20 protein-coding genes and 2 other annotated features are annotated in these 18,960 nt (G+C 40.5%); of the genes, 2 read left to right on the plus strand and 18 right to left on the minus strand.

Annotated features, from left to right (window positions below):
* Positions 1 to 7 precede the first annotated feature (7 nt).
* Complete coding sequence (gene pheS, locus ACZ5AE_RS22760; RefSeq protein WP_464566806.1) at positions 8 to 1,045, minus strand: phenylalanine--tRNA ligase subunit alpha; 1,038 nt, start codon at positions 1,043 to 1,045, stop codon at positions 8 to 10.
* Between the two features lie 469 nt (positions 1,046 to 1,514).
* A complete protein-coding gene (locus ACZ5AE_RS22765; protein ID WP_464566807.1) occupies positions 1,515 to 2,270 on the minus strand; it encodes a TrmH family RNA methyltransferase in 756 nt (251 codons plus the stop codon).
* Positions 2,271 to 2,500: 230 nt separating this feature from the next.
* Here ACZ5AE_RS22765 and sspI point away from each other — a divergent pair, with 230 nt between their 5' ends.
* On the plus strand, positions 2,501 to 2,710 hold the full coding sequence (gene sspI, locus ACZ5AE_RS22770; RefSeq protein ID WP_464566808.1) for a small acid-soluble spore protein SspI: 210 nt from the start codon (positions 2,501 to 2,503) through the stop codon (positions 2,708 to 2,710).
* Between the two features lie 199 nt (positions 2,711 to 2,909).
* Here the strand turns inward: sspI and ACZ5AE_RS22775 are convergent, their stop codons facing one another.
* The 6 genes from ACZ5AE_RS22775 to infC all read right to left on the minus strand — a co-directional run bounded on the left by ACZ5AE_RS22775 (position 2,910) and on the right by infC (position 5,993).
* Positions 2,910 to 3,995, minus strand: coding sequence for a M42 family metallopeptidase (locus ACZ5AE_RS22775; protein ID WP_464566809.1), 1,086 nt, complete (start codon positions 3,993 to 3,995; stop codon positions 2,910 to 2,912).
* Between the two features lie 65 nt (positions 3,996 to 4,060).
* Positions 4,061 to 4,552, minus strand: coding sequence for a dUTP diphosphatase (locus ACZ5AE_RS22780; RefSeq protein WP_464566810.1), 492 nt, complete (start codon positions 4,550 to 4,552; stop codon positions 4,061 to 4,063).
* Between the two features lie 2 nt (positions 4,553 to 4,554).
* Positions 4,555 to 4,815 carry a DUF1294 domain-containing protein gene (locus ACZ5AE_RS22785; protein WP_464566811.1) on the minus strand — a complete coding sequence of 87 codons (261 nt, stop codon included), beginning with the start codon at positions 4,813 to 4,815 and terminating at the stop codon, positions 4,555 to 4,557.
* A gap of 59 nt (positions 4,816 to 4,874) precedes the next feature.
* Positions 4,875 to 5,234 carry a 50S ribosomal protein L20 gene (gene rplT / locus ACZ5AE_RS22790; RefSeq protein ID WP_464566812.1) on the minus strand — a complete coding sequence of 120 codons (360 nt, stop codon included), beginning with the start codon at positions 5,232 to 5,234 and terminating at the stop codon, positions 4,875 to 4,877.
* Between the two features lie 38 nt (positions 5,235 to 5,272).
* On the minus strand, positions 5,273 to 5,473 hold the full coding sequence (gene rpmI, locus ACZ5AE_RS22795) for a 50S ribosomal protein L35 (protein WP_213119942.1): 201 nt from the start codon (positions 5,471 to 5,473) through the stop codon (positions 5,273 to 5,275).
* Positions 5,474 to 5,489: 16 nt separating this feature from the next.
* Entirely contained in the window at positions 5,490 to 5,993 is a 504-nt protein-coding gene (gene infC / locus ACZ5AE_RS22800; RefSeq protein ID WP_464566813.1) for a translation initiation factor IF-3, read from the minus strand.
* A 122-nt stretch (positions 5,994 to 6,115) separates the two neighbouring features.
* Positions 6,116 to 6,247 (minus strand) — a sequence feature (ribosomal protein L20 leader region).
* 217 nt (positions 6,248 to 6,464) lie between these two features.
* On the opposite strand from infC, the gene ACZ5AE_RS22805 reads away from it, so the two are divergent.
* Positions 6,465 to 7,394, plus strand: coding sequence for a nuclease-related domain-containing protein (locus ACZ5AE_RS22805; RefSeq protein ID WP_464566814.1), 930 nt, complete (start codon positions 6,465 to 6,467; stop codon positions 7,392 to 7,394).
* A 530-nt stretch (positions 7,395 to 7,924) separates the two neighbouring features.
* On the opposite strand, the gene thrS is transcribed toward ACZ5AE_RS22805, so the two are convergent.
* From thrS to mutM, 10 genes are all read right to left on the minus strand, one after another.
* Complete coding sequence (gene thrS, locus ACZ5AE_RS22810) at positions 7,925 to 9,856, minus strand: threonine--tRNA ligase (protein ID WP_464573713.1); 1,932 nt, start codon at positions 9,854 to 9,856, stop codon at positions 7,925 to 7,927.
* A 48-nt stretch (positions 9,857 to 9,904) separates the two neighbouring features.
* Positions 9,905 to 10,163, minus strand: a binding site (T-box leader).
* 87 nt (positions 10,164 to 10,250) lie between these two features.
* On the minus strand, positions 10,251 to 11,129 hold the full coding sequence (locus ACZ5AE_RS22815; RefSeq protein WP_464566815.1) for a putative sporulation protein YtxC: 879 nt from the start codon (positions 11,127 to 11,129) through the stop codon (positions 10,251 to 10,253).
* Between the two features lie 125 nt (positions 11,130 to 11,254).
* The gene (gene dnaI, locus ACZ5AE_RS22820) at positions 11,255 to 12,184 is read right to left on the minus strand and encodes a primosomal protein DnaI (RefSeq protein ID WP_464566816.1); all 930 of its coding nucleotides are present in this window, start codon (positions 12,182 to 12,184) and stop codon (positions 11,255 to 11,257) included.
* Between the two features lie 16 nt (positions 12,185 to 12,200).
* The gene (locus ACZ5AE_RS22825) at positions 12,201 to 13,589 is read right to left on the minus strand and encodes a replication initiation and membrane attachment family protein (RefSeq protein WP_464573714.1); all 1,389 of its coding nucleotides are present in this window, start codon (positions 13,587 to 13,589) and stop codon (positions 12,201 to 12,203) included.
* Positions 13,590 to 13,638: 49 nt separating this feature from the next.
* Positions 13,639 to 14,100: a transcriptional regulator NrdR gene (nrdR, locus tag ACZ5AE_RS22830; protein ID WP_217033884.1), complete on the minus strand. Its 462-nt coding sequence runs from the start codon at positions 14,098 to 14,100 to the stop codon at positions 13,639 to 13,641.
* A gap of 102 nt (positions 14,101 to 14,202) precedes the next feature.
* Complete coding sequence (locus ACZ5AE_RS22835; protein WP_464566817.1) at positions 14,203 to 14,601, minus strand: cytosolic protein; 399 nt, start codon at positions 14,599 to 14,601, stop codon at positions 14,203 to 14,205.
* 779 nt (positions 14,602 to 15,380) lie between these two features.
* Positions 15,381 to 16,412, minus strand: a complete 1,032-nt coding sequence (locus ACZ5AE_RS22840) for a glyceraldehyde-3-phosphate dehydrogenase (protein WP_464566818.1) — start codon at positions 16,410 to 16,412, stop codon at positions 15,381 to 15,383.
* Between the two features lie 166 nt (positions 16,413 to 16,578).
* A complete protein-coding gene (gene coaE / locus ACZ5AE_RS22845; protein WP_464566819.1) occupies positions 16,579 to 17,187 on the minus strand; it encodes a dephospho-CoA kinase in 609 nt (202 codons plus the stop codon).
* Positions 17,188 to 17,214: 27 nt separating this feature from the next.
* Positions 17,215 to 17,850: a sporulation membrane protein YtaF gene (gene ytaF / locus ACZ5AE_RS22850; RefSeq protein WP_464566820.1), complete on the minus strand. Its 636-nt coding sequence runs from the start codon at positions 17,848 to 17,850 to the stop codon at positions 17,215 to 17,217.
* A gap of 243 nt (positions 17,851 to 18,093) precedes the next feature.
* A complete protein-coding gene (mutM, locus tag ACZ5AE_RS22855) occupies positions 18,094 to 18,945 on the minus strand; it encodes a DNA-formamidopyrimidine glycosylase (protein ID WP_464566821.1) in 852 nt (283 codons plus the stop codon).
* Between the last annotated feature and the right edge of the window lie 15 nt (positions 18,946 to 18,960).

Below are 18,960 nucleotides of genomic sequence, written 5' to 3' on the forward strand. Positions count from 1 at the left end.
CAACCTCCTATTCTTCCACTGAAAATTGCTTTAAGAAACGAACATCATTTGTATAGAAATGACGGATGTCATCAACGCCGTATTTTAGCATCGCAATCCGCTCCGGTCCCATTCCAAAAGCAAATCCAGTGTATTTCTTCGAATCATAGCCAGCCATCTCAAGCACGTTTGGATGAACCATGCCGGCACCAAGAATTTCAATCCAGCCAGTTTGCTTACAAACACTACAGCCATGGCCGCCGCATACTTTACAGGATATATCCATCTCAACGGAGGGCTCAGTAAATGGGAAGAAGCTTGGGCGCAGACGGATTTCACGATCCTGCCCGAACATTTTTTTCGCAAATACATCCAATGTTCCCTTTAGGTCACTCATCCGGATGTTTTCGCCTACCACTAAGCCCTCAATTTGCATGAACTGATGTGAGTGCGTGGCATCATCATTATCACGGCGGTATACTTTACCAGGGCAGATGATTTTAATTGGACCTTTGCCGTTGTTCTTCTCCATCGTACGTGCCTGAACCGGCGATGTATGGGTACGAAGCAAGATTTCTTCTGTAATGTAGAAAGAATCCTGCATGTCGCGGGCTGGGTGGCCCTTCGGCAGGTTCAACGCTTCGAAGTTATAATAATCCTGCTCTACCTCAGGTCCTTCTGCTATTTCATAACCCATTCCGATAAACAAGTCTTCGATTTCCTCGATAATTTTTGTTAATGGATGATGGTTCCCAACCTTAACAGGACGCCCTGGAAGTGTGACGTCGATGCTTTCAGAAGCCAATTTTTCTAAAACAGCTGCTTCTTCAAGCTGATTTTGCTTGGCTTCGATTTTGGCTGCGATGGCTTCACGCACTTCATTAGCGAGAGCTCCAATCACCGGACGCTCTTCCGCTGACAATTTCCCCATACCGCGAAGAACCTCGGTAATCGGGCCCTTTTTTCCTAAATAAGCAACTCGGATGTCATTCAGTTCTTTTAAGCTAGAAGACTGTTCCACTTTTTGTATCGCTTCTTGCTGCAATTCTCTTAAACGATCTTGCATTTGGATTCCTCCTTAAATTTATTATGTAAATAGACAAGCGGAAGCGCCTTTGCCAGGGCACAATCCCACAGACGGTTCAGCGAAAAGACTGCCTAGCAGCCTTCTTACGGATGGTTGTAGACCTTCGAGCACCTGAGCGCTGCAGCTAGACAAAATAAAAAACCCCGCCCCTAAAAAGGGACGAGGTATTAGATCGCGGTACCACCCTTGTAAACACGTATGTATACACATATTGTGTTCGCTTCATTCGGATAACGGCTGCAGCCGGGTGCATCTTTACATCTCCAATGGAAATGGTCCCGATGCCGACTCGGGAGGTGAACTTCTCCTGCCCTGTCCATAAAAGTGCTTTCAGTCGCGGCACTTTCTCCCTAAAAATGGCCATTTGACAAGATACTTTTCTCCGTCAATGTCTTTTAAATATCAACATTGTTCATTATTATATACTAATTTTTTGAGTGTTTCAAATTTATTTTTTTAAATAATATAAAAGAATTCCCGCCGCAACCGCAACATTCAGCGATTCGCTTTTGCCGTAAATCGGAATATAAAGGTTGGCGGTTGTTTGGGACAAAAGTTCATTATTCATGCCGCTCCCTTCGTTGCCGACAATCAGGGCGAAGGTTTCACCGGTTGAAATATCAGTATATGCAGAAGCTCCCTCAAGTGCTGTCCCATATACAGGTATATTTTTTTCTTTTAGTTTTGTCGTCCATTCGTGAAGGTCGCCTCTTATGATTGGAAGGTGAAAGTGACTTCCTTGAGCAGACCGCAGGACTTTTCCATTAAACACATCGACACTGCCTTTGCCCACTATTACCGCATCGATTCCTGCAGCATCGGCTGTTCGAATCATCGTACCGAGATTTCCCGGATCTTGAACAGCATCGATTAGGAGGTACGTTTTTGCATTTTCTAAGTCTGTTTTTTGATCGATTTGCCGGCAGACCGCATAAATCCCCTGGGGCGTCTCCGTTTCCGATAAAGAATCGGCGATTTCCTCCGACACCATGTAAATAGGCGTCTGACCAGCATCGAGGCGTGGCGGCACACCTATTTTTTCCGAAATAATGATTTCTAAAACCTGTTCATCCTGTTTGAGTGCTTCTTCCACTAAATGAAAGCCTTCCACTAAAAATGTACCTGAGCGGTCCCGTTCTTTTTTCGTTAAAAGCTTTTTCCATTGCTTAACCTGCGGATTTTGCTGCGATTGTATATATTTCAATTTTGTTTCCCCTTTAAAAATTACTCTGATTTTAACATTATAGCCCAATTAAAATACATATTAAAACCAAAATTAGAAATGATAATAAATGAAAACTCGCTGATTGAGGGGTCCGTTTGGAAGAGGACCGAAGTGTAGTTGAATTTATGCGTTTGGGGATAATAAATTTGGGGATATTTATGATTCCCTATTAGCTAAATAATTTAAGGTTAAAGAAGGGGTGGCCCATTATGAATTTCAATTTGCGGAATGCTGTTATTCACAATGTTTCCAATAATACGCAAGACCAATTAGAGGATACCATTGTCGATGCGATTCAAAGCGGGGAAGAGAAAATGCTGCCAGGTTTAGGGGTACTATTTGAAGTAATTTGGCAAAATTCCTCTGAACAAGATAAAAAAGAGATGCTTCAAACGCTTGAAAGCGGGTTAAAGCATTAAAAATAGGATTTGTAGCCGCTGGCATGTTTGCTAGCGGCTGTTTTTTTTTAGGTTGAGCAGGGTCTATCGGCGAATATGAGAAGTCATTCAGCGAATTTTGCATTTTTATCAGCGAATCGGAGTGGAGTATTCTATCGGCAAATCGCCGAAATGCAAAAGTCCTCAGCCGCAAACACAGCAGCCGAGGATCCAAATATTCTTATTCAAACGTAATCTTATCAACAGCCTCGCGATCCAAACGCTTAATAACCTCTACTATCAACTTGACAGCATTTTCGTAGTCATCACGATGAAGCATTGCAGCATGTGAATGAATATAACGAGTGGCAATCGTAATTGCCAGCGCTGGTACGCCATTATGAGTTAAATGGATGGATCCTGCATCTGTTCCACCGCCTGGGATGGATTCAAACTGGTAAGGGATGTTGAGTTCATCCGCAGTATCCGTTACAAAATCACGCAGTCCCTTGTGCGCTACCATCGAAGCATCGTAGACAACCACTTGCGGCCCTTTGCCCATTTTGCTCATCGCTTCTTTTTCGCTAATTCCCGGTGTGTCGCCGGCAATACCTACATCAACAGCAAAGCCGATATCAGGCTGGATTTTATAAGTAGCAGTCTTGGCACCGCGTAAGCCAACCTCTTCTTGAACATTTCCGACGCCGTAAACAACATTCGGATGATCAACACCCTGCAATTGCTTTAAAACATCAATCGCAATTGCACATCCGATGCGGTTATCCCAAGCTTTCGCAAGAAGCATCTTTTCATTGTTCATTACCGTGAATTCAAAATATGGCACGACCATGTCTCCAGGCCGGACTCCCCATTCAGATGCTTCCTCACGGCTTGATGCACCAATATCAATAAACATATCTTTGATTTCAATTGGCTTCTTGCGGGCTTCCGCGGATAATACATGCGGCGGCTTAGAACCGATAATCCCTGTTACATTTCCCTTCCTTGTTACAATGGTCACACGCTGGGCAAGCATTACCTGGCCCCACCAGCCGCCAACCGTTTGAAAGCGCAGGAAGCCTTTATCATCAATCGCCGTCACCATGAAGCCAACTTCGTCCAAGTGGCCGGCTACCATGATTTTAGGGCCGTCCTCTTTGCCGACTTTCTTTGCAATTAAACTGCCTAATCCGTCAGTCGTGATTTCATCTGCATATGGTGCTATGTATTTTTTCATGACTTCGCGCACTTCACGCTCATTGCCGGGAATTCCATTGGCATCGGTTAAATCCTTCAGCATGGTCAATGTTTCATCCATTTTTGCCATTATTTAGCCCCCTTTATATGTACGTTCATTTTTCATTATAACGAAACTATTTGACAATTAACAAATTAATAGTTGTTTTGCTGTCTTAGATAATTTACTTCGTTTTTTTCAAAATATGCCTGTTCCATTTCTTCATAAGAGATCCCAAGCAATACAGCCAGTTGCAAATATGCCTCGAATAATCCCAAGTAATCCTCGAAGCTTTTTGTATTTTGAAAAATCGTAACTCCTCTATAAACACTTAGGAACTGTTCTGTCACGGTGCACTCAGTCTGTGCAGCGTTTAACTCGATTCCCTTTTGATCAAAGCCGCACTCAATCCCCAGCGACAAAATAAAATGAACCCCATCAACAAACTCCTCAAGAATCACACTTTTTGGTGATGAAGGCTTAACGCTCCAAAATTTAAAGCTGCGGGTTTCGTTAGCGAGCTCGCCAAGCTCAACCAATAAGGCGAGAATTTTTCGGCTGAATAAATCCTCGTTCTGAAGCTGATGCTTTTCCTCAATATGCAAATCTAATGCCTTTTGCATTTGGAACAACTTCACAAGGTTCATTATTAAAACACTCCCTTTATAATAAGTATTACATCGATGATTGCCAGAATCGGAAAGCCAATCTTAAACTGCAGATGCTTTGTTTTATGCCGGAAAAAGTACATCCCCACCGTAGCGCCAACTGCACCGCCAAATAACGCTGCAAGCCACAGCGTCCTTTCCCGAATCCGATATTGATGCTTTTTCGCTCTACTTTTGTCAACACCCATTAGGGTGAAGGCAACGATGTTCATAGCCGCAATAACTATCCATAATCCTAACATAAAAATATCTCCTCTACACAAAAGGCCATCCTCATCGCAGAGAATGGCCATATCTTTAATTACTTATTTATTTGAGCTTTAGCAGCGTTTGCTAATTCAGCAAATGCGTTAGCATCACTGATTGCTAATTCAGCAAGCATTTTGCGGTTTACTTCGATACCAGCAAGCTTTAAGCCATGCATTAAACGGCTGTAAGAAAGACCGTTGATGCGAGCTGCTGCGTTGATACGAGTAATCCAAAGTTTGCGGAAGTCGCGCTTTTTCTGGCGACGGTCACGAAATGCATATTGTAATGATTTCATAACCTGTTGGTTAGCAACTTTGTATAATGTATGTTTTGAACCGTAATAACCTTTAGCTAATTTAAGAACTTTTTTACGACGTTTGCGAGTAACTGTACCGCCTTTTACACGTGGCATGTAATTTCCCTCCTAGTTTAAATCAATGCTTATATCGATTACTTCACGTTTGTTAATAACTGACGAATGCGTTTGAAATCACCTTTAGATACAAGTGAAGACTTGCGAAGCTTACGCTTAGCTTTTGTAGATTTGTTTGCAAATAAGTGGCTTGTATAAGCGTGGTCACGCTTTAATTGACCACTTCCAGTTTTCTTAAAACGCTTTGCCGCGCCTCTGTGAGTTTTCATTTTTGGCATTGGGACGTCCTCCTTATTACTTTTCGATTTTAGGTGCTAAAACCAAGAACATGCTACGGCCATCCATTTTTGGATGAGACTCAATCGTAGCTACTTCCTTACACTCTGCTGCAAAACGGTCTAATACTTTCTGACCGATTTCTTTATGGGTAATCGCCCGGCCCTTAAATCGGATAGAAGCTTTTACCTTGTCGCCTTTTTCCAAGAACTTAATGGCATTGCGAAGCTTTGTATTAAAGTCGTGCTCATCAATTGTTGGACTTAAACGAACTTCTTTTGTCGTGATAATTTTTTGATTCTTTCGAGCTTCTTTTTCTTTCTTTTGATTCTCGAATTTAAATTTGCCGTAGTCCATAATCCGGGCTACCGGAGGCTTTGCATTCGGTGCAACAAGCACTAAATCAAGATTCACTCGTCCGGCAATCTCCAGCGCTTCGTTTTTAGATTTAATTCCTAATTGCTCGCCATTTTGATCAATCAGGCGAACTTCACGAGCGCGAATCCCATCATTTACTAACATGTCTTTGCTAATAATTAGCCACCTCCAAGGTTTAATTAAGAATACAACGTTTGGAAAATACATACTCCCCAACCTGATTTTTATTTTTTTAAAACCAATATGTTTGGCAGTCCATGAGAAGTACAAATAAAAAAGTGCGGATGAACACACCCACACTTTACGAACAAAGTTAAAATAACTAAAAGTCCACGTAAAACCTGCCAACTGCCAAACTGCGTCAATCAGGTGAGAAGCGGGTGCTTCTTCTTTTCCTAAAAACAAGTATTCAATTTATACCTTAGATACTATATCACAAGCAAAGAACTTTTGTCAAATGAACTCCTTTTGTGACAACGAAATTTATTTTAGCAGGAAAGCGGAAATTATTCAACATTTTTTTATTACAGGTAAAAGTTAACAAAATATTCATTCCGAGGAGAAAACAGTGTTGTCATTTTTTATTATAATAAATTTGGAGAAAGGATGTGGCTAATGGCGTATAAACCGCGAACCGAGTCTGAGGAATTAATTATATTGGGATTATTAAACACCCGTATGACTTTATTAGAGGATGACAAGAAGCATTATCTGCGACTTAAAAAGGGATATGAAGGGGAGATAATGTTTGATGAGCTTACAGAAAAGCTTAGGTGCGAATGCTATATTTTAAACGATTTGCTTCTTAAGGTAAACAACTACACTTTTCAAATTGACACTTTGATGATTGCTTTTGAAAAAATTTATTTAAGCGAAATAAAAAATTTTGAAGATGATTATTTTTACGAGTTGGGGCCAGAATCTGAACCAGAGTCAGATAAATTATACAAGCTGCCCAAAACTGAGTATACAAATCCACTTTACCAATTAATTCGTTGTGAATCTCTACTTCGCCAATTACTTCATAGTCTAGGAGTAAATCTCCCAATTGAAGCCAGGGTAATTTTCATCAATCCCAAGTTCACACTTTACCATGCTCCCCTCACCAAACCCTTTATCTTCCCAACACAGGTGTCCAGTTATTTAGAAAAATTGGACAAGTCGCCATTAAAACTAAATGATTCTCACAAGAGGCTTGCAGATAAACTTGTTTCTCTCCATATTAAAAAATCACCTTATACACAATTGCCACAATATCAATATGACCAATTAAGAAAAGGGCTTACCTGTAAAATTTGCAATTTGTTTTCGATTTCTGTTGAAGGGAAAAATTGTATTTGCTTGGATTGCGGGCATGAAGAGTTGGTGACAGACGCTGTTTTACGATGTGTGAGGGAAATTAAGCTGCTTTTTCCTGGGATGAAAATAACCACTAATATTGTTTATGAATGGTGTGGGGTGATTGAGTCGAAAAAGAGAATTAGGAGGATTTTGAATAGGTATTTTAAAACGTTTGGGGTTGGGCCAAATACTTATTATGAGTAATATTTTATAAATTTGAATATGCCGCTTCCTTTTCTGAGCTTTTTATAGATTAGCTGTTGCTACGGACATCTTGCCTCTTTCTTTGGGTGTTTTTGTCCTTAGGACCCATTCCTACTACGGACACTTCTGCTTCTTTCTTAGCTCGTTTTGTCCGTAGAAACCCAGACTACGGACACTTCTACTTCTTACTCAGCTCGTTTTGTCCGTAGGACCTCTTCCTACGGACATTCCTGCTTCTTTCTTAGCTCGTTTTTTGTCCGTAGTACTCTATCCTACGGACATTTCTTCTTCGTTCTTTGATCGTTTTGTCCGTAGAAACCCAGACTACGGACACTTCTACTTCTTACTCAGCTGGTTTTGTCCGTAGTACTCCAGACTACGGACATTTCTACCTCGTTCTCAGCTCGTTTTGTCCGTAGAACCACAGACTACGGACATTTCTTCTTCGTTCTCAGTTAGTTTTGTCCTTAAGAGTAGGATTACTTCATACAAAAAAGGGAGATCCCTCTCCCTTTTTTTAAATCACAAGTTTACTTTTGTACTTCTGCCTTAATCCCGGCTAGGAACTCATCAAATGCCTTAGTCTCAGACTTCTGCTCGCCATATTTACGGACGTTGACGGCATTTTCCTCGACTTCTTTGTCGCCGACTACAAGCATATATGGGATTTTCTGCATTTGAGCTTCGCGGATTTTGTAGCCGATTTTTTCATCACGGCCGTCCAATTCAACGCGGAAGCCTGCAGCCTTAAGCTGTTCCTGTACCTTGCGGGCATAATCATAATGCGCTTCTGGCGAAACAGGGATAACTTGAACCTGTACCGGCGCCAGCCAAGTTGGGAACGCGCCCTTGTATTCTTCAATCAAGTAAGCCACAAACCGTTCCATAGTGGACACGACGCCACGGTGGATAACAACCGGGCGATGCTGCTTACCGTCTTCACCAACATAAGTTAAGTCAAAGCGTTCAGGCAGCAAGAAATCCAATTGTACAGTCGATAAAGTTTCGTCCTTGCCTAAAGCTGTTCTGACTTGAACATCCAATTTAGGACCGTAGAAAGCGGCTTCTCCCTCAGCTTCGAAATAATCAAGGCCCAGATCATCCATCGCTTCTTTTAACATGCTTTGCGCTTTTTCCCACATTACATCGTCATCAAAGTATTTTTCCTTATCTTGAGGATCACGATACGATAATCGGAATGAATATTCCTTAATATCGAAATCTTTATAAACCTCTAGAATCAGTCGAACAACGCGCTGGAATTCTTCCTTAATTTGATCCGGACGAACAAAGATATGTGCATCGTTCAAAGTCATCCCGCGAACACGCTGCAATCCGGATAACGCACCCGACATTTCATAACGGTGCATTGTTCCTAACTCGGCAATCCGAATTGGCAGTTCACGATAGCTGTGCATCGCATTTTTGTACACCATCATATGGTGTGGACAGTTCATCGGGCGGAGCACCAGCTGCTCATTATCCATTTCCATTACAGGGAACATATCTTCATGGTAATGGTCCCAGTGACCGGAAGTCTTGTATAATTCAACGTTTGCCATAATTGGTGTATAAACGTGGTCATAGCCTAAGCTGACTTCTTTATCTACGATATAACGTTCAACAATCCGGCGGATAGTTGCACCCTTTGGCAGCCATAGAGGCAAGCCTTGACCAACCTTTTGAGAATTGGTAAATAGGTTAAGCTCTTTTCCTAATTTGCGGTGGTCGCGCTCTTTCGCTTCTTCAAGCAAACGTAAATGCTCAGCCAAATCTTCTTTTTTGAAAAAGGCAGTACCGTATACACGCTGGAGCATTTTGTTATTGCTGTCGCCGCGCCAGTAGGCACCGGCGATGCTTAACAGCTTAAATTCTTTAATTTTTCCAGTTGATGGAACATGGATGCCGCGGCATAGGTCAAAGAAATCACCCTGCTCATAGATCGTTACTTGTTCCTCATCAGGGATAGCTTCGATCAACTCAAGCTTATACTCATCGTCGATTTCTTTAAAAAGCTGAACCGCTTCGGAACGGCTCACTTCCTTGCGGACAACTTCAATGTTCTCGCTAACGATTTTCGCCATTTCCTTTTCGATTTTAGGAAGATCTTCAGGTGTCAAAGATTCCTCTAAATCCATATCGTAATAAAATCCGCCTTCAATTACAGGGCCGACACCAAGCTTGGCTCCCGGGTACAAACGCTTAACAGCCTGTGCCATTAAGTGGGCAGTACTGTGGCGCAATACCTCAAGAGCATCCTTAGATTCTGGTGTCACGATTTCTATTGATCCGTCTTCTTGAATTGGACGGCGAAGATCATACATTTGACCGTTTAGTTTGCCGGCAATAGCCTTTTTCTTAAGACCAGGGCTGATGGATGCCGCAATATCTTCTGTTGTCGTTCCTTTTGGGAACTCCTTTACTGCCCCATCAGGAAATGCAATTTTTACAACATCTGACATCATCAATTCCTCCTTATAAAATAAAAAATAAAAAAACCCGTCCCTAGGAATAGGGACGAGTTTTGATTAACACGTGGTTCCACCCAATTTTTCATTTTCAGAAGTTGCCAACAGGGCACACTGAAAATGACTTTAGGTCAGGGTAACGGCTGATTTCCGTCAACAATTACTAGCTTCAAAAAAATGAAGGGTTCACTGATGAAGTTTAAAGGTGGTAAGTATTTCTTTCGTGCTAGGAGGCTTCCAGCCTTGTCCTCCCTCTCTAAAAACCGTAAAAAAATACTATTGTCCTTATCATTACATTTACTGTGATTTAAGCTATGTACGTTATTATAATGATTTAGTTTTAAAAAATCAACTTCATAAAACAAATTATTTCAACAATTTGTATTTTTTATCCATGATTTTCAGAAGAAGCCGCTTTTCCTACCCAATTTTTTACTTCCCGGAGCTCCTCGAATCGTCTGACCGTCACTCTTTCCTCAAAAATATTCTTAATCGTTCTTACAAGCGGGGCCTCCGGATCATTTGTATAAAGAAAAATAGAAATTGGAGCCAGTGACAAAAGCGGGGCAATCGAAGCAGAATCGACGTAAACCGGATGGTTTACCAACAGTTTTCGGTCAATCAGACGAATTAATTCGCTTCGTTTCATTTCTTCAAAATGTTCATTGTAAAAGGTGATTTCATCGTCAATTATTAGATGCAGCACTTCAATTTTCGGCTCCCGATTTGCCAGAAAATCCCGAAGCATATTAACAAACATTTGGTATTCCTGTTCCATTTTATATTCATCAATAGAAAGCTCTACATAGCTTTCAAGGAGCTGAAGATATGATCGCAACCTAAATTTCGCAAACGAATCAAACGAGAACGAAATATTTTCCTGGAAAACATGATGAATGGCTTCCTTAATATTAGGCTCCTCTTTGTTTTGCTGTAAAAAAGAAGATAGCTCAAAGCGATGTCCTTCTAAAATGGAATATAGAATCTCCAAAATTTGCTGCCGTTCCTCCAGGTCCTCGTAAAAAAATTGCTGCTCCAAAATATCCATAAACCAGTCATCGCGTTTAATACAAGTAATAAACTCATAAAAGGCTTCTTTAACCTTCGCAATTATGTGGTCGGAACATGAGCAATCAATAATTTTCACTATATGTCGATCTTCAAAAAGAAGAATATTTTCATACTCAGGAAGATTATTTAATACTTTTTGCAAATGATTATAAAAACGGATTGCATCCATCTTATTTTGGAAGATGATTTCTGCCAACCAAATCCCCCCTAAAAACCGAATCTCTGTTTTAATATATATGGGGGACTTGGCCAAAATAGAAGTTTTCAATAGCAAAAAAGGAACTTCGGCAAACACCGAAATCCCTTTAAATAATAATTTTCTTACATTCTGCGGTTGGAACCGCCAACCAAAACGGGCTCGCTCAAAGAGCGAATTCTTTCCATTATGCGGCGGGCCTTCATTTTTTCCTCTTCGCCACGTTGGCTGTAGGTTAGATGGTGCTCTAACCCTTGAAAGTCAAAATTAGAAGTAAAGAAAGTTGGCAGGCTCTCAAGCATGCGAAATTGCAGGATTGGTCCAAGAACTTCATCGCGAGTCCAGCTGGACATCGCTTCAGCACCAATATCATCAAGCATTAAAATCGGCTCTTTTTTTAACGCATCGATTTTTTCGTTTAAAGTCGAATCGGCGATAGAGCTTTTCATCTCCCGCAGCAGCTCTGGAACATAAACAACCATCGAAGAAATCTGCTTTTTGGCAAGTTTATTGGCAATGGCACCTAATAAATAGGATTTACCAACACCAAACTTCCCGTAGAAATAAAGCCCCTTCACAGGCTTGCCCTGCTCATATTTCAGTAAAAAAGCGGCAGCTTTTTGAACGGCGTCGATCCGTTCCTCATCATGTTCTAATTCCTCAAACGAGGCATTCAGGATATCCTTCGGTACATATAGACTTTTAATAAGTTTTTCGTTTTTTCGTTTCTCATCTTCCATAATTTTCCGCGGACAGCGGTCGTACCTCAAATCGATGGAACTCCTCGTTAAAATTAATTCTGGATGATACCCCTTCATCATGTTCGTACAGGCCTCAAGACTTTCACATTTGTGACAGTACCTGCTTTGCTGCGTATATTCATAAAGCTTCATCAGGCTTTTCTCAATAATCTCCTCCGTGAGGTCCTGCTGGTGCTTCCTTAAAAAATCCCTGACATCAGGATTAGCCAATGTGTCCTCACGCATTTGAGCAAATCGTTTTTGAAAATTCTCATGTGAAGCTAACCTTTTTAGAGTGTGGTTGATCCTTTCCATAATTCACCTCCAGCATCTAGTCATCAAACGCCTTAAGCATTTCTTCTATTTCACGTTTTTTTGCTTCTAAATCTTTGGTTGTTTCCTTGTGCGGCTCAGCCTTTTTGGATGGTTCTTCGTCAAACCATTCTGGAAGAAACTCTGTCCGAATTGGCTTTTGCTTCGATGCTTTTCCAGTCTGTTTCTTACTTTTGGCCATATTTTGTGATTCCTTCTTGGCTTGCTCCATCGCTTCTTTGACCGTCTTTATTTGCAGCCTTGCCCAGTTGCTAGCAATTGCCCCGGTGTACCCCTTTGTCAGTTTCATATCGGTCTTTAGCATCACAAAATGAATCAGCACATTTAAAACACCTGGAAGCAGCTTTTGATTGAACATGATCCCTTCAATCAGCTCAATTTCCGATTTTGAAGGTTCTGCCCCTCCTGACAGGTCTTTTAAAAACTGCAATGGGGACGTTGTTTCCAAATAATAAATGAGCTTCTCTTCCTTAGTTTTTGGCTCTTCCGCTTGAACCCGATGGGCAGCCGGCTGGGTACGTTCGATGAGTGTCGGCAGCTGATCATAGTTTACAAATTGATACCAATCACGCGCAGCCTTTCGCAACTCTTCCAAATCAATTTCATTTGCCTCATTAACAGCACTGAGAATAATATTTTTCATTTGAATAGCATCGATATTATAAAGAAATGCGAGTTTACTAATAACCTCTTTTACCTTTTGGTTTAAAGCTTTTTTGGGGACAAGTGATTCATTTAAACCGGCGATAAGCAGATCAAAATCAAACGTACCGATATCAATTTGCACACCGCTTGAATCGTGGCGACCTATAAAGTGCTGGTCTGAATCGGCAGCAAGATCTGCAGATAGATCCTGCATATATTGGATAGTACCGGGCGTTGCTGACATAAACACTTCCTGAAACGCCTTAGTGGTTTCCTGATAACCTGTACCTTTTGGAATTTGCTGTTCCGAGAAAAAACGTTTCAAACGGGAAAAATGATTTTTTCCAATTTTACGATATAGATAAATGTTAAGCATACCATCCAAAAAAAACTGGTCTGGGCTTAAAGGGGGATGGAGTTCATAAATAAAGGAACGCACCTCATCCTCCGTTTTAACATAAGTCTTTACCAAGCCGATTCCTTCAAGTTTTAGACGTGCTTCATAGATTTCATTTAGATTACGACCTAGTAGATTCATTAATAAATGGTGTGTGGAGGATTCCGACCATAATCGATTTTCTTCCAGTTCTGCCCAGAGTGTCATATACAAGCTGAAGCAAGTTGACCCAATTAAAGGCTGGTATAAAAATGTCAGCACTTTTCGGTCATATTCATGCAGCAGTCCATTAGCGGTTACAATATAACGATCGATTGGAAGTATTTCCTGCCAATGCTGCGCCATTTTCATTCAAACCTTTCCTATTAGCTAAAAAAGAGCCGAAACAGCTCTTTTATAATTTCTCTTTGTTCATTAATTCTTTTAATTCTTCGATAAACACATTGATATCTTTAAATTGGCGGTAGACTGATGCAAAGCGGACATATGCAACCTCATCTACTTTTGCCAGCCTATCCATTACCATTTCACCTATCTCATCGCTTTTAATTTCAGAAACACCCTGACTCCGAAGAGCTTTCTCTACACCATGTGTAATGTCCTCTAATTCCTTTAAAGCAACAGGGCGTTTTTCACATGCCTTAATAAGCCCGCGCAGGATTTTATCGCGGCTGAATTCTTCCCTCGTTCCTTCCTTTTTGACAACAATTAAAGGAATCTCTTCGATTTTCTCAAATGTAGTAAAACGGTACCCGCATTCTTCGCATTCTCGTCTTCTTCGTGTTGCACGTCCCTCATCCACGGGCCGGGAATCAAGTACGCGTGTGCCATAATTCTGACATGAAGGGCATTTCATCTCCTAAACCAACTCCAAATCTAATAGGTAAATCCGAACATTTTCCGCAACAATTCTTACTATTATCTTATAAAAAAGAACACCTTTTCACAAGTAAAAGTATTAATAGTTTTTTCCTGTTCCAATATTGGTATGTATTTGGCTAATTCGCTTATAGTAGGCATCAATACGTTTTTTTAATTCCGGATATGTCCCAAGCATTGCGAACTTTTCGGATGAAATAGTGAAATCCACAGCTGTTTCCAAAGGTTTAACAGAGACAATTGTAGCAATTAGAAAACATGGAAAGGGCTTCTGGATATCAACAGCAATTTCGCCGTGCTCCTTAGAAACCGTTGTAACAAGGCAATCTGCATCTTCTTTAAAAATTTGTTCTACTGAATCAAAAACCTGATTAAATGTCCCTTTATAATAATGAGTTTTTAGGGAATCATCAGTTTGTTTATCTGTTGTTTCAATTTGTCTCTTAAAACGGGTAAAGAGCCCCAATAAAATCGCCATTTGCGTTCCTCCTTGTAAATCTTTGTTTCTAGTGTATATCAATATCCGAAAAATATAAAAAGAGGTGCCTGTATAAGAGTAACGGGTTCCGTTTCCTGTCGCAAAACCCGAAAATGTATCCCAATTTGTACTGCCTTTTGTATTGTTTTTGCACTTCAAAATAAAATGGCTCATTTCACTATACTGAGCCATTTTTAATTTCCATTTTTGGTAAAAGAGTGGACCCGGATGGGGGAATCAGTATGGTTTGATAAATAAGCGGAGAAATTTCTCTTAATTAAGAAATAAGATTAAAACTAGCTTAAATAAGCGGAAAAATTTCCCCTATTGACGCAAAAAACGGGAGTATTGGGGATTTTGCTTTGATTAAGCGGAAAACCTTCCCTTATTTACCCCGGAATGAGCCCTATTCTGCATTTAGCGGAAAAATCTCCGCTTATTTTCCTATCAATGGTTACTCGATAAAGGATAAGACATCTTATCTTTCAAAAAGAACAAGTGAACCTCATTTATAACGTAAGCATTTTTTGTAAGATAAATTGTATATCAAATTGAGGGTAAAATTGTAGGGGCACAACAGCCATTGTACCCCTACAATTTGGGGTGCATTTCCCTATACAATTTTTTATGTAATTCTCACCCAAATCGCTTTACACCAATAAAAAATGAGGGTCAATTTCATATGCAAATTGACCCTCATTTTAACTTACATTTTTAATGTTTGCGATAGTTAACGGAACCCGTTAGTATAAAAGCAACCTCTTTTTAATCAATATTATTTAGCTAACCTTTACCTGCGACATTTTAGCCATTTCTTCGGCGACAAGTAAACTTAAGTCGACTACACGTGTAGAATAACCCCACTCATTATCATACCAAGCCAATACTTTTACTTTTCTTGTCCCCATTACCATCGTGGAAAGTCCATCGATAATGGCAGAATGTTCATTCGTGTTAAAATCGACTGAAACTAATGGTTCCATCGTAAAGTCTAAAATTCCTTTTAACGTACCTCCAGCAGCTTCTCTAAACGCCTTGTTAACATCATCTACTGTTACATCTTGCTTAAGGTCTACAACTAAATCAACAAGGGAAACATTTGGCGTTGGAACGCGTAGTGACATGCCATGTAGTTTGCCCTTCAATTGCGGCAGAACAAGGGATAGTGCTTTCGCTGCTCCCGTCGTAGTCGGAATGATAGATTGTCCGCAAGCACGAGCCCGTCGCAAATCCTTGTGTGGATTATCGATATTTTTTTGATCATTTGTGTAAGCATGAACAGTAGTCATTAATCCGCATTCAATTCCAAATTTATCATCTAAAACCTTTGCAACTGGTGCAAGGCAGTTTGTTGTACAAGATGCATTTGAAATCACTTCATGCTGTTCAATATTAAGCATTTCTTCATTTACACCCATAACAATCGTTACATCCTCATTCTTACCCGGAGCAGTCAGGATTACCTTCTTCGCTCCCGCTTCTAAATGCAGCGCAGCCTTTTCCCTAGAGTTAAACTTTCCTGTTGCTTCAATGACAATATCAATTCCCAATTCTCTCCATGGAAGTTCTTCTGGATTACGGTTACTTAAAAGCTTGACTCTCTTTCCATTTACAAGCAGTTCATTATCTAAAGGGATGACTTCTCCCTGAAAAGTTCCATGATTGGTATCATATTTAATTAAATGTGCTAACGTTTCAGCAGGATAACTTGCATTGATTGCGACAACATCCAGTTTTTTCTCAAGGATTGCTTGTCTAAAAACCATCCTTCCAATTCTTCCAAATCCGTTAATGGCAATTCTTGCTCTCATTTTACGGCCCCTTCCGCATTAATGTTATACTTTTATCTTTATCTGATGGTATTAGTATAACACATTTAATTTTATTTGTGATGAATAAAAAGCGTATTTTTTAAAGTTTTATAATTCAGATAACTAAACACAAAAAAGAAGGGGGAATGCCCCCTTCCACATGTTATTAATGCTGTTTTTGAATTCCCCATCCGGCTAATATTTCAATGAGCTGCTTTTTTGTATCTTCTATTGATCCATTATTATCAATGACCGCATCGGCAAGCTTAACCTTTTCAGCAAGCGGCATTTGCGAGTTGACCCTGGCCTGTGCATCCGGTTCTGATAGCTGGTTTCTCTGCATTAGCCGTTTCAGCTGTGTTTCTCTATCTACATAAACAAGAATAGTTTTTTCGACCATGAAGGTCAGCTTGCTTTCAAATAACAAAGGAATATCAAGAATAATCACTTCTTCTTGATTCTTAGCAGCATTTTGAATCTTCTCCATCATTCTTTTTCTAACTTCGGGATGAACAATTTGATTCAAGAGCTGCCTTTTATCTTCTTTGTAAAAAATAATCGAACCGAGTTTTTGTCTGTCTATTTCCCCATTTTCTAATAAGATGTCCTGACCAAATTCGGCAATGATTTTCAGGTAGGCAGGTTCACCTTTGTCTACCGCCAGACGTGCTTCGACATCTGCATCAACGACTGTTAAATTCATTTCTTTTAACATATTAGATACTGTACTTTTTCCACTGGCGATTCCGCCTGTCAAACCAATAACAAGTGACATACCCCTGCTCCTTACCCTTTCCTATTGTTATATTTTCCATATTCCTATGATAATTAATAAGATCCCCGGTATAAACGTAAACTTTTGAACCCAGTCAAAACGGTAAAAAAAGGACCCAAATTTAATTCCCAATAACACAAATAATGAACTCATAACCGCAACGGTCAAGGCTAAATAAATGGGAGGGAATCCAAGCATCGCTGCTCCAATTCCTGCACCAAAGGCATCTAGTGAGAGTGCGAAGCCTAACATTAATGCCTCTATCCCGGTAATTGTTCCGGATTTATCAAAATCGGCCGACATCGGTTTTCTTAAGATATTGATTGCCAGCCCCAATGACCGAATTTCAAAGTTTACAATTGTTTTTTCATGATCAATCGGTTCTTTTTCTTTCTCAGGGCGGAAAAACTGGTATAACACCCATGCTCCTAGCCCGATTAAAATAAATCCCCCTAGTTTTGCTGTAATACTTGGTGATAATACTTTTTCAAGTCCATGCCCAATTGATACCGCAATCATTAATGAGATTGCTGAGCAGCATGCGATAATGAGAATGGACTTAAACGGCATAACCATTTTTCTTAAACCATACGTAAACCCTACGCTAAAGCTATCAAGACTGAGAGCAAGAGCGAGTATGAGAAGTGAGAACAACTGAACCATGATGTGTCTAGGACTCCTTCCTGCAAAATACTACGATAGTATATGGCAGGAGCCTATCCAGTGTTAATTCAAAAAGAAGTGACTTGACCAAGGGCGACAGGCATAAGACAAGCTGTCCTGAAGGTTACTCTTTACCCTTCAGGACAGCTTGGCTGTAGACCTGCGAGCCCCTAGGCGCTTCCCCTAAAAAGCTATCGCTTTCAGTCTTGCGATGCTTATGCTGCCGGAGCCTTCCTTGTGGAGCTAGACACTCCTCGAAGTTCTATGTTTAAGCCTTTGGCATTTCGGGCAATAATGGGTGCCCCTTCCCCCTACGGTCGTTTTTTCAAGGGGGGTTCCGCATTTCTTGCACGGTTCCCCTTTTCGACCATAGGCATATAACTCAAGCTGGAACATGCCTATTTCCCCTTGGGAATTCACATAGGACCGAATCGTACTGCCGCCTTTTTCGACTGCTTCACTTAACGTTTCGACAATTTCCTTATGCAGCAACTCAATTTCTTTTTTCTTCAGTGACCCCGCCAGCCTTTCAGGATGGATGCCTGAACGAAATAACGCTTCATCGACATATATATTTCCAAGACCAACAAATAGGTTTTGGTCCAATAAAGCCGTTTTAATTTTTCGGTTCGTTTTTTTAAGCATTTTTGCTAAGTACTCTTTTGTAAACTCTTCTGAAAAAGGTTCAGGACCAAGCTGGATAAGGGGAGGCTTAGTAAATTCCTCACCCTTTTTGTATAGATGCATGGTTCCAAATTTTCGGACATCCCGGTAGCGCAGTTCGGTTCCATCTGTAAAATGGAAAATCACATGGGTGTGCTTATCGAAAGGCTCTTCCTTTGGATATAATCCGTATCTCCCCTCCATACGCAAATGGGAAACTAAGGCGAAATTCTCTGTATAAAGAATTAGAAATTTTCCTCTTCTTCCGATCTCAGCAAAAGTTTCACCTTTTAAAGCATCGATGAATTGTTCTGCTTCAGCTGGGTTTTTAATGATTTTCGGCCAATACACGGTTACATTTTCGATGGTTTTATGAAGAACAAGCTTTTCCAGCGTTCTCCTGACTGTTTCTACTTCTGGAAGCTCTGGCATATAATGCAGCCCCCT

The sequence above is a fragment of the Neobacillus sp. S1227 genome (assembly GCF_055385255.1).

What these genes read in the sequence shown, in the direction of transcription:
- ytaF (WP_464566820.1), bottom strand. Translation starts at nt 17,850, where the DNA reads ATGGTTCAGTTGTTCTCACTTCTCATACTCGCTCTTGCTCTCAGTCTT.
- ACZ5AE_RS22840 (WP_464566818.1), bottom strand. Translation starts at nt 16,412, where the DNA reads ATGAGAGCAAGAATTGCCATTAACGGATTTGGAAGAATTGGAAGGATG.
- coaE (WP_464566819.1), bottom strand. Translation starts at nt 17,187, where the DNA reads ATGTCACTTGTTATTGGTTTGACAGGCGGAATCGCCAGTGGAAAAAGT.
- rpmI (WP_213119942.1), bottom strand. Translation starts at nt 5,473, where the DNA reads ATGCCAAAAATGAAAACTCACAGAGGCGCGGCAAAGCGTTTTAAGAAA.
- nrdR (WP_217033884.1), bottom strand. Translation starts at nt 14,100, where the DNA reads ATGAAATGCCCTTCATGTCAGAATTATGGCACACGCGTACTTGATTCC.
- ACZ5AE_RS22805 (WP_464566814.1), top strand. Translation starts at nt 6,465, where the DNA reads ATGGCGTATAAACCGCGAACCGAGTCTGAGGAATTAATTATATTGGGA.
- ACZ5AE_RS22785 (WP_464566811.1), bottom strand. Translation starts at nt 4,815, where the DNA reads ATGTTAGGATTATGGATAGTTATTGCGGCTATGAACATCGTTGCCTTC.
- ACZ5AE_RS22835 (WP_464566817.1), bottom strand. Translation starts at nt 14,601, where the DNA reads ATGGCGATTTTATTGGGGCTCTTTACCCGTTTTAAGAGACAAATTGAA.
- ACZ5AE_RS22775 (WP_464566809.1), bottom strand. Translation starts at nt 3,995, where the DNA reads ATGGCAAAAATGGATGAAACATTGACCATGCTGAAGGATTTAACCGAT.
- ACZ5AE_RS22825 (WP_464573714.1), bottom strand. Translation starts at nt 13,589, where the DNA reads ATGGCGCAGCATTGGCAGGAAATACTTCCAATCGATCGTTATATTGTA.
- dnaI (WP_464566816.1), bottom strand. Translation starts at nt 12,184, where the DNA reads ATGGAAAGGATCAACCACACTCTAAAAAGGTTAGCTTCACATGAGAAT.
- rplT (WP_464566812.1), bottom strand. Translation starts at nt 5,234, where the DNA reads ATGCCACGTGTAAAAGGCGGTACAGTTACTCGCAAACGTCGTAAAAAA.
- sspI (WP_464566808.1), top strand. Translation starts at nt 2,501, where the DNA reads ATGAATTTCAATTTGCGGAATGCTGTTATTCACAATGTTTCCAATAAT.
- mutM (WP_464566821.1), bottom strand. Translation starts at nt 18,945, where the DNA reads ATGCCAGAGCTTCCAGAAGTAGAAACAGTCAGGAGAACGCTGGAAAAG.
- ACZ5AE_RS22780 (WP_464566810.1), bottom strand. Translation starts at nt 4,552, where the DNA reads ATGAACCTTGTGAAGTTGTTCCAAATGCAAAAGGCATTAGATTTGCAT.
- thrS (WP_464573713.1), bottom strand. Translation starts at nt 9,856, where the DNA reads ATGTCAGATGTTGTAAAAATTGCATTTCCTGATGGGGCAGTAAAGGAG.
- infC (WP_464566813.1), bottom strand. Translation starts at nt 5,993, where the DNA reads ATGTTAGTAAATGATGGGATTCGCGCTCGTGAAGTTCGCCTGATTGAT.
- pheS (WP_464566806.1), bottom strand. Translation starts at nt 1,045, where the DNA reads ATGCAAGATCGTTTAAGAGAATTGCAGCAAGAAGCGATACAAAAAGTG.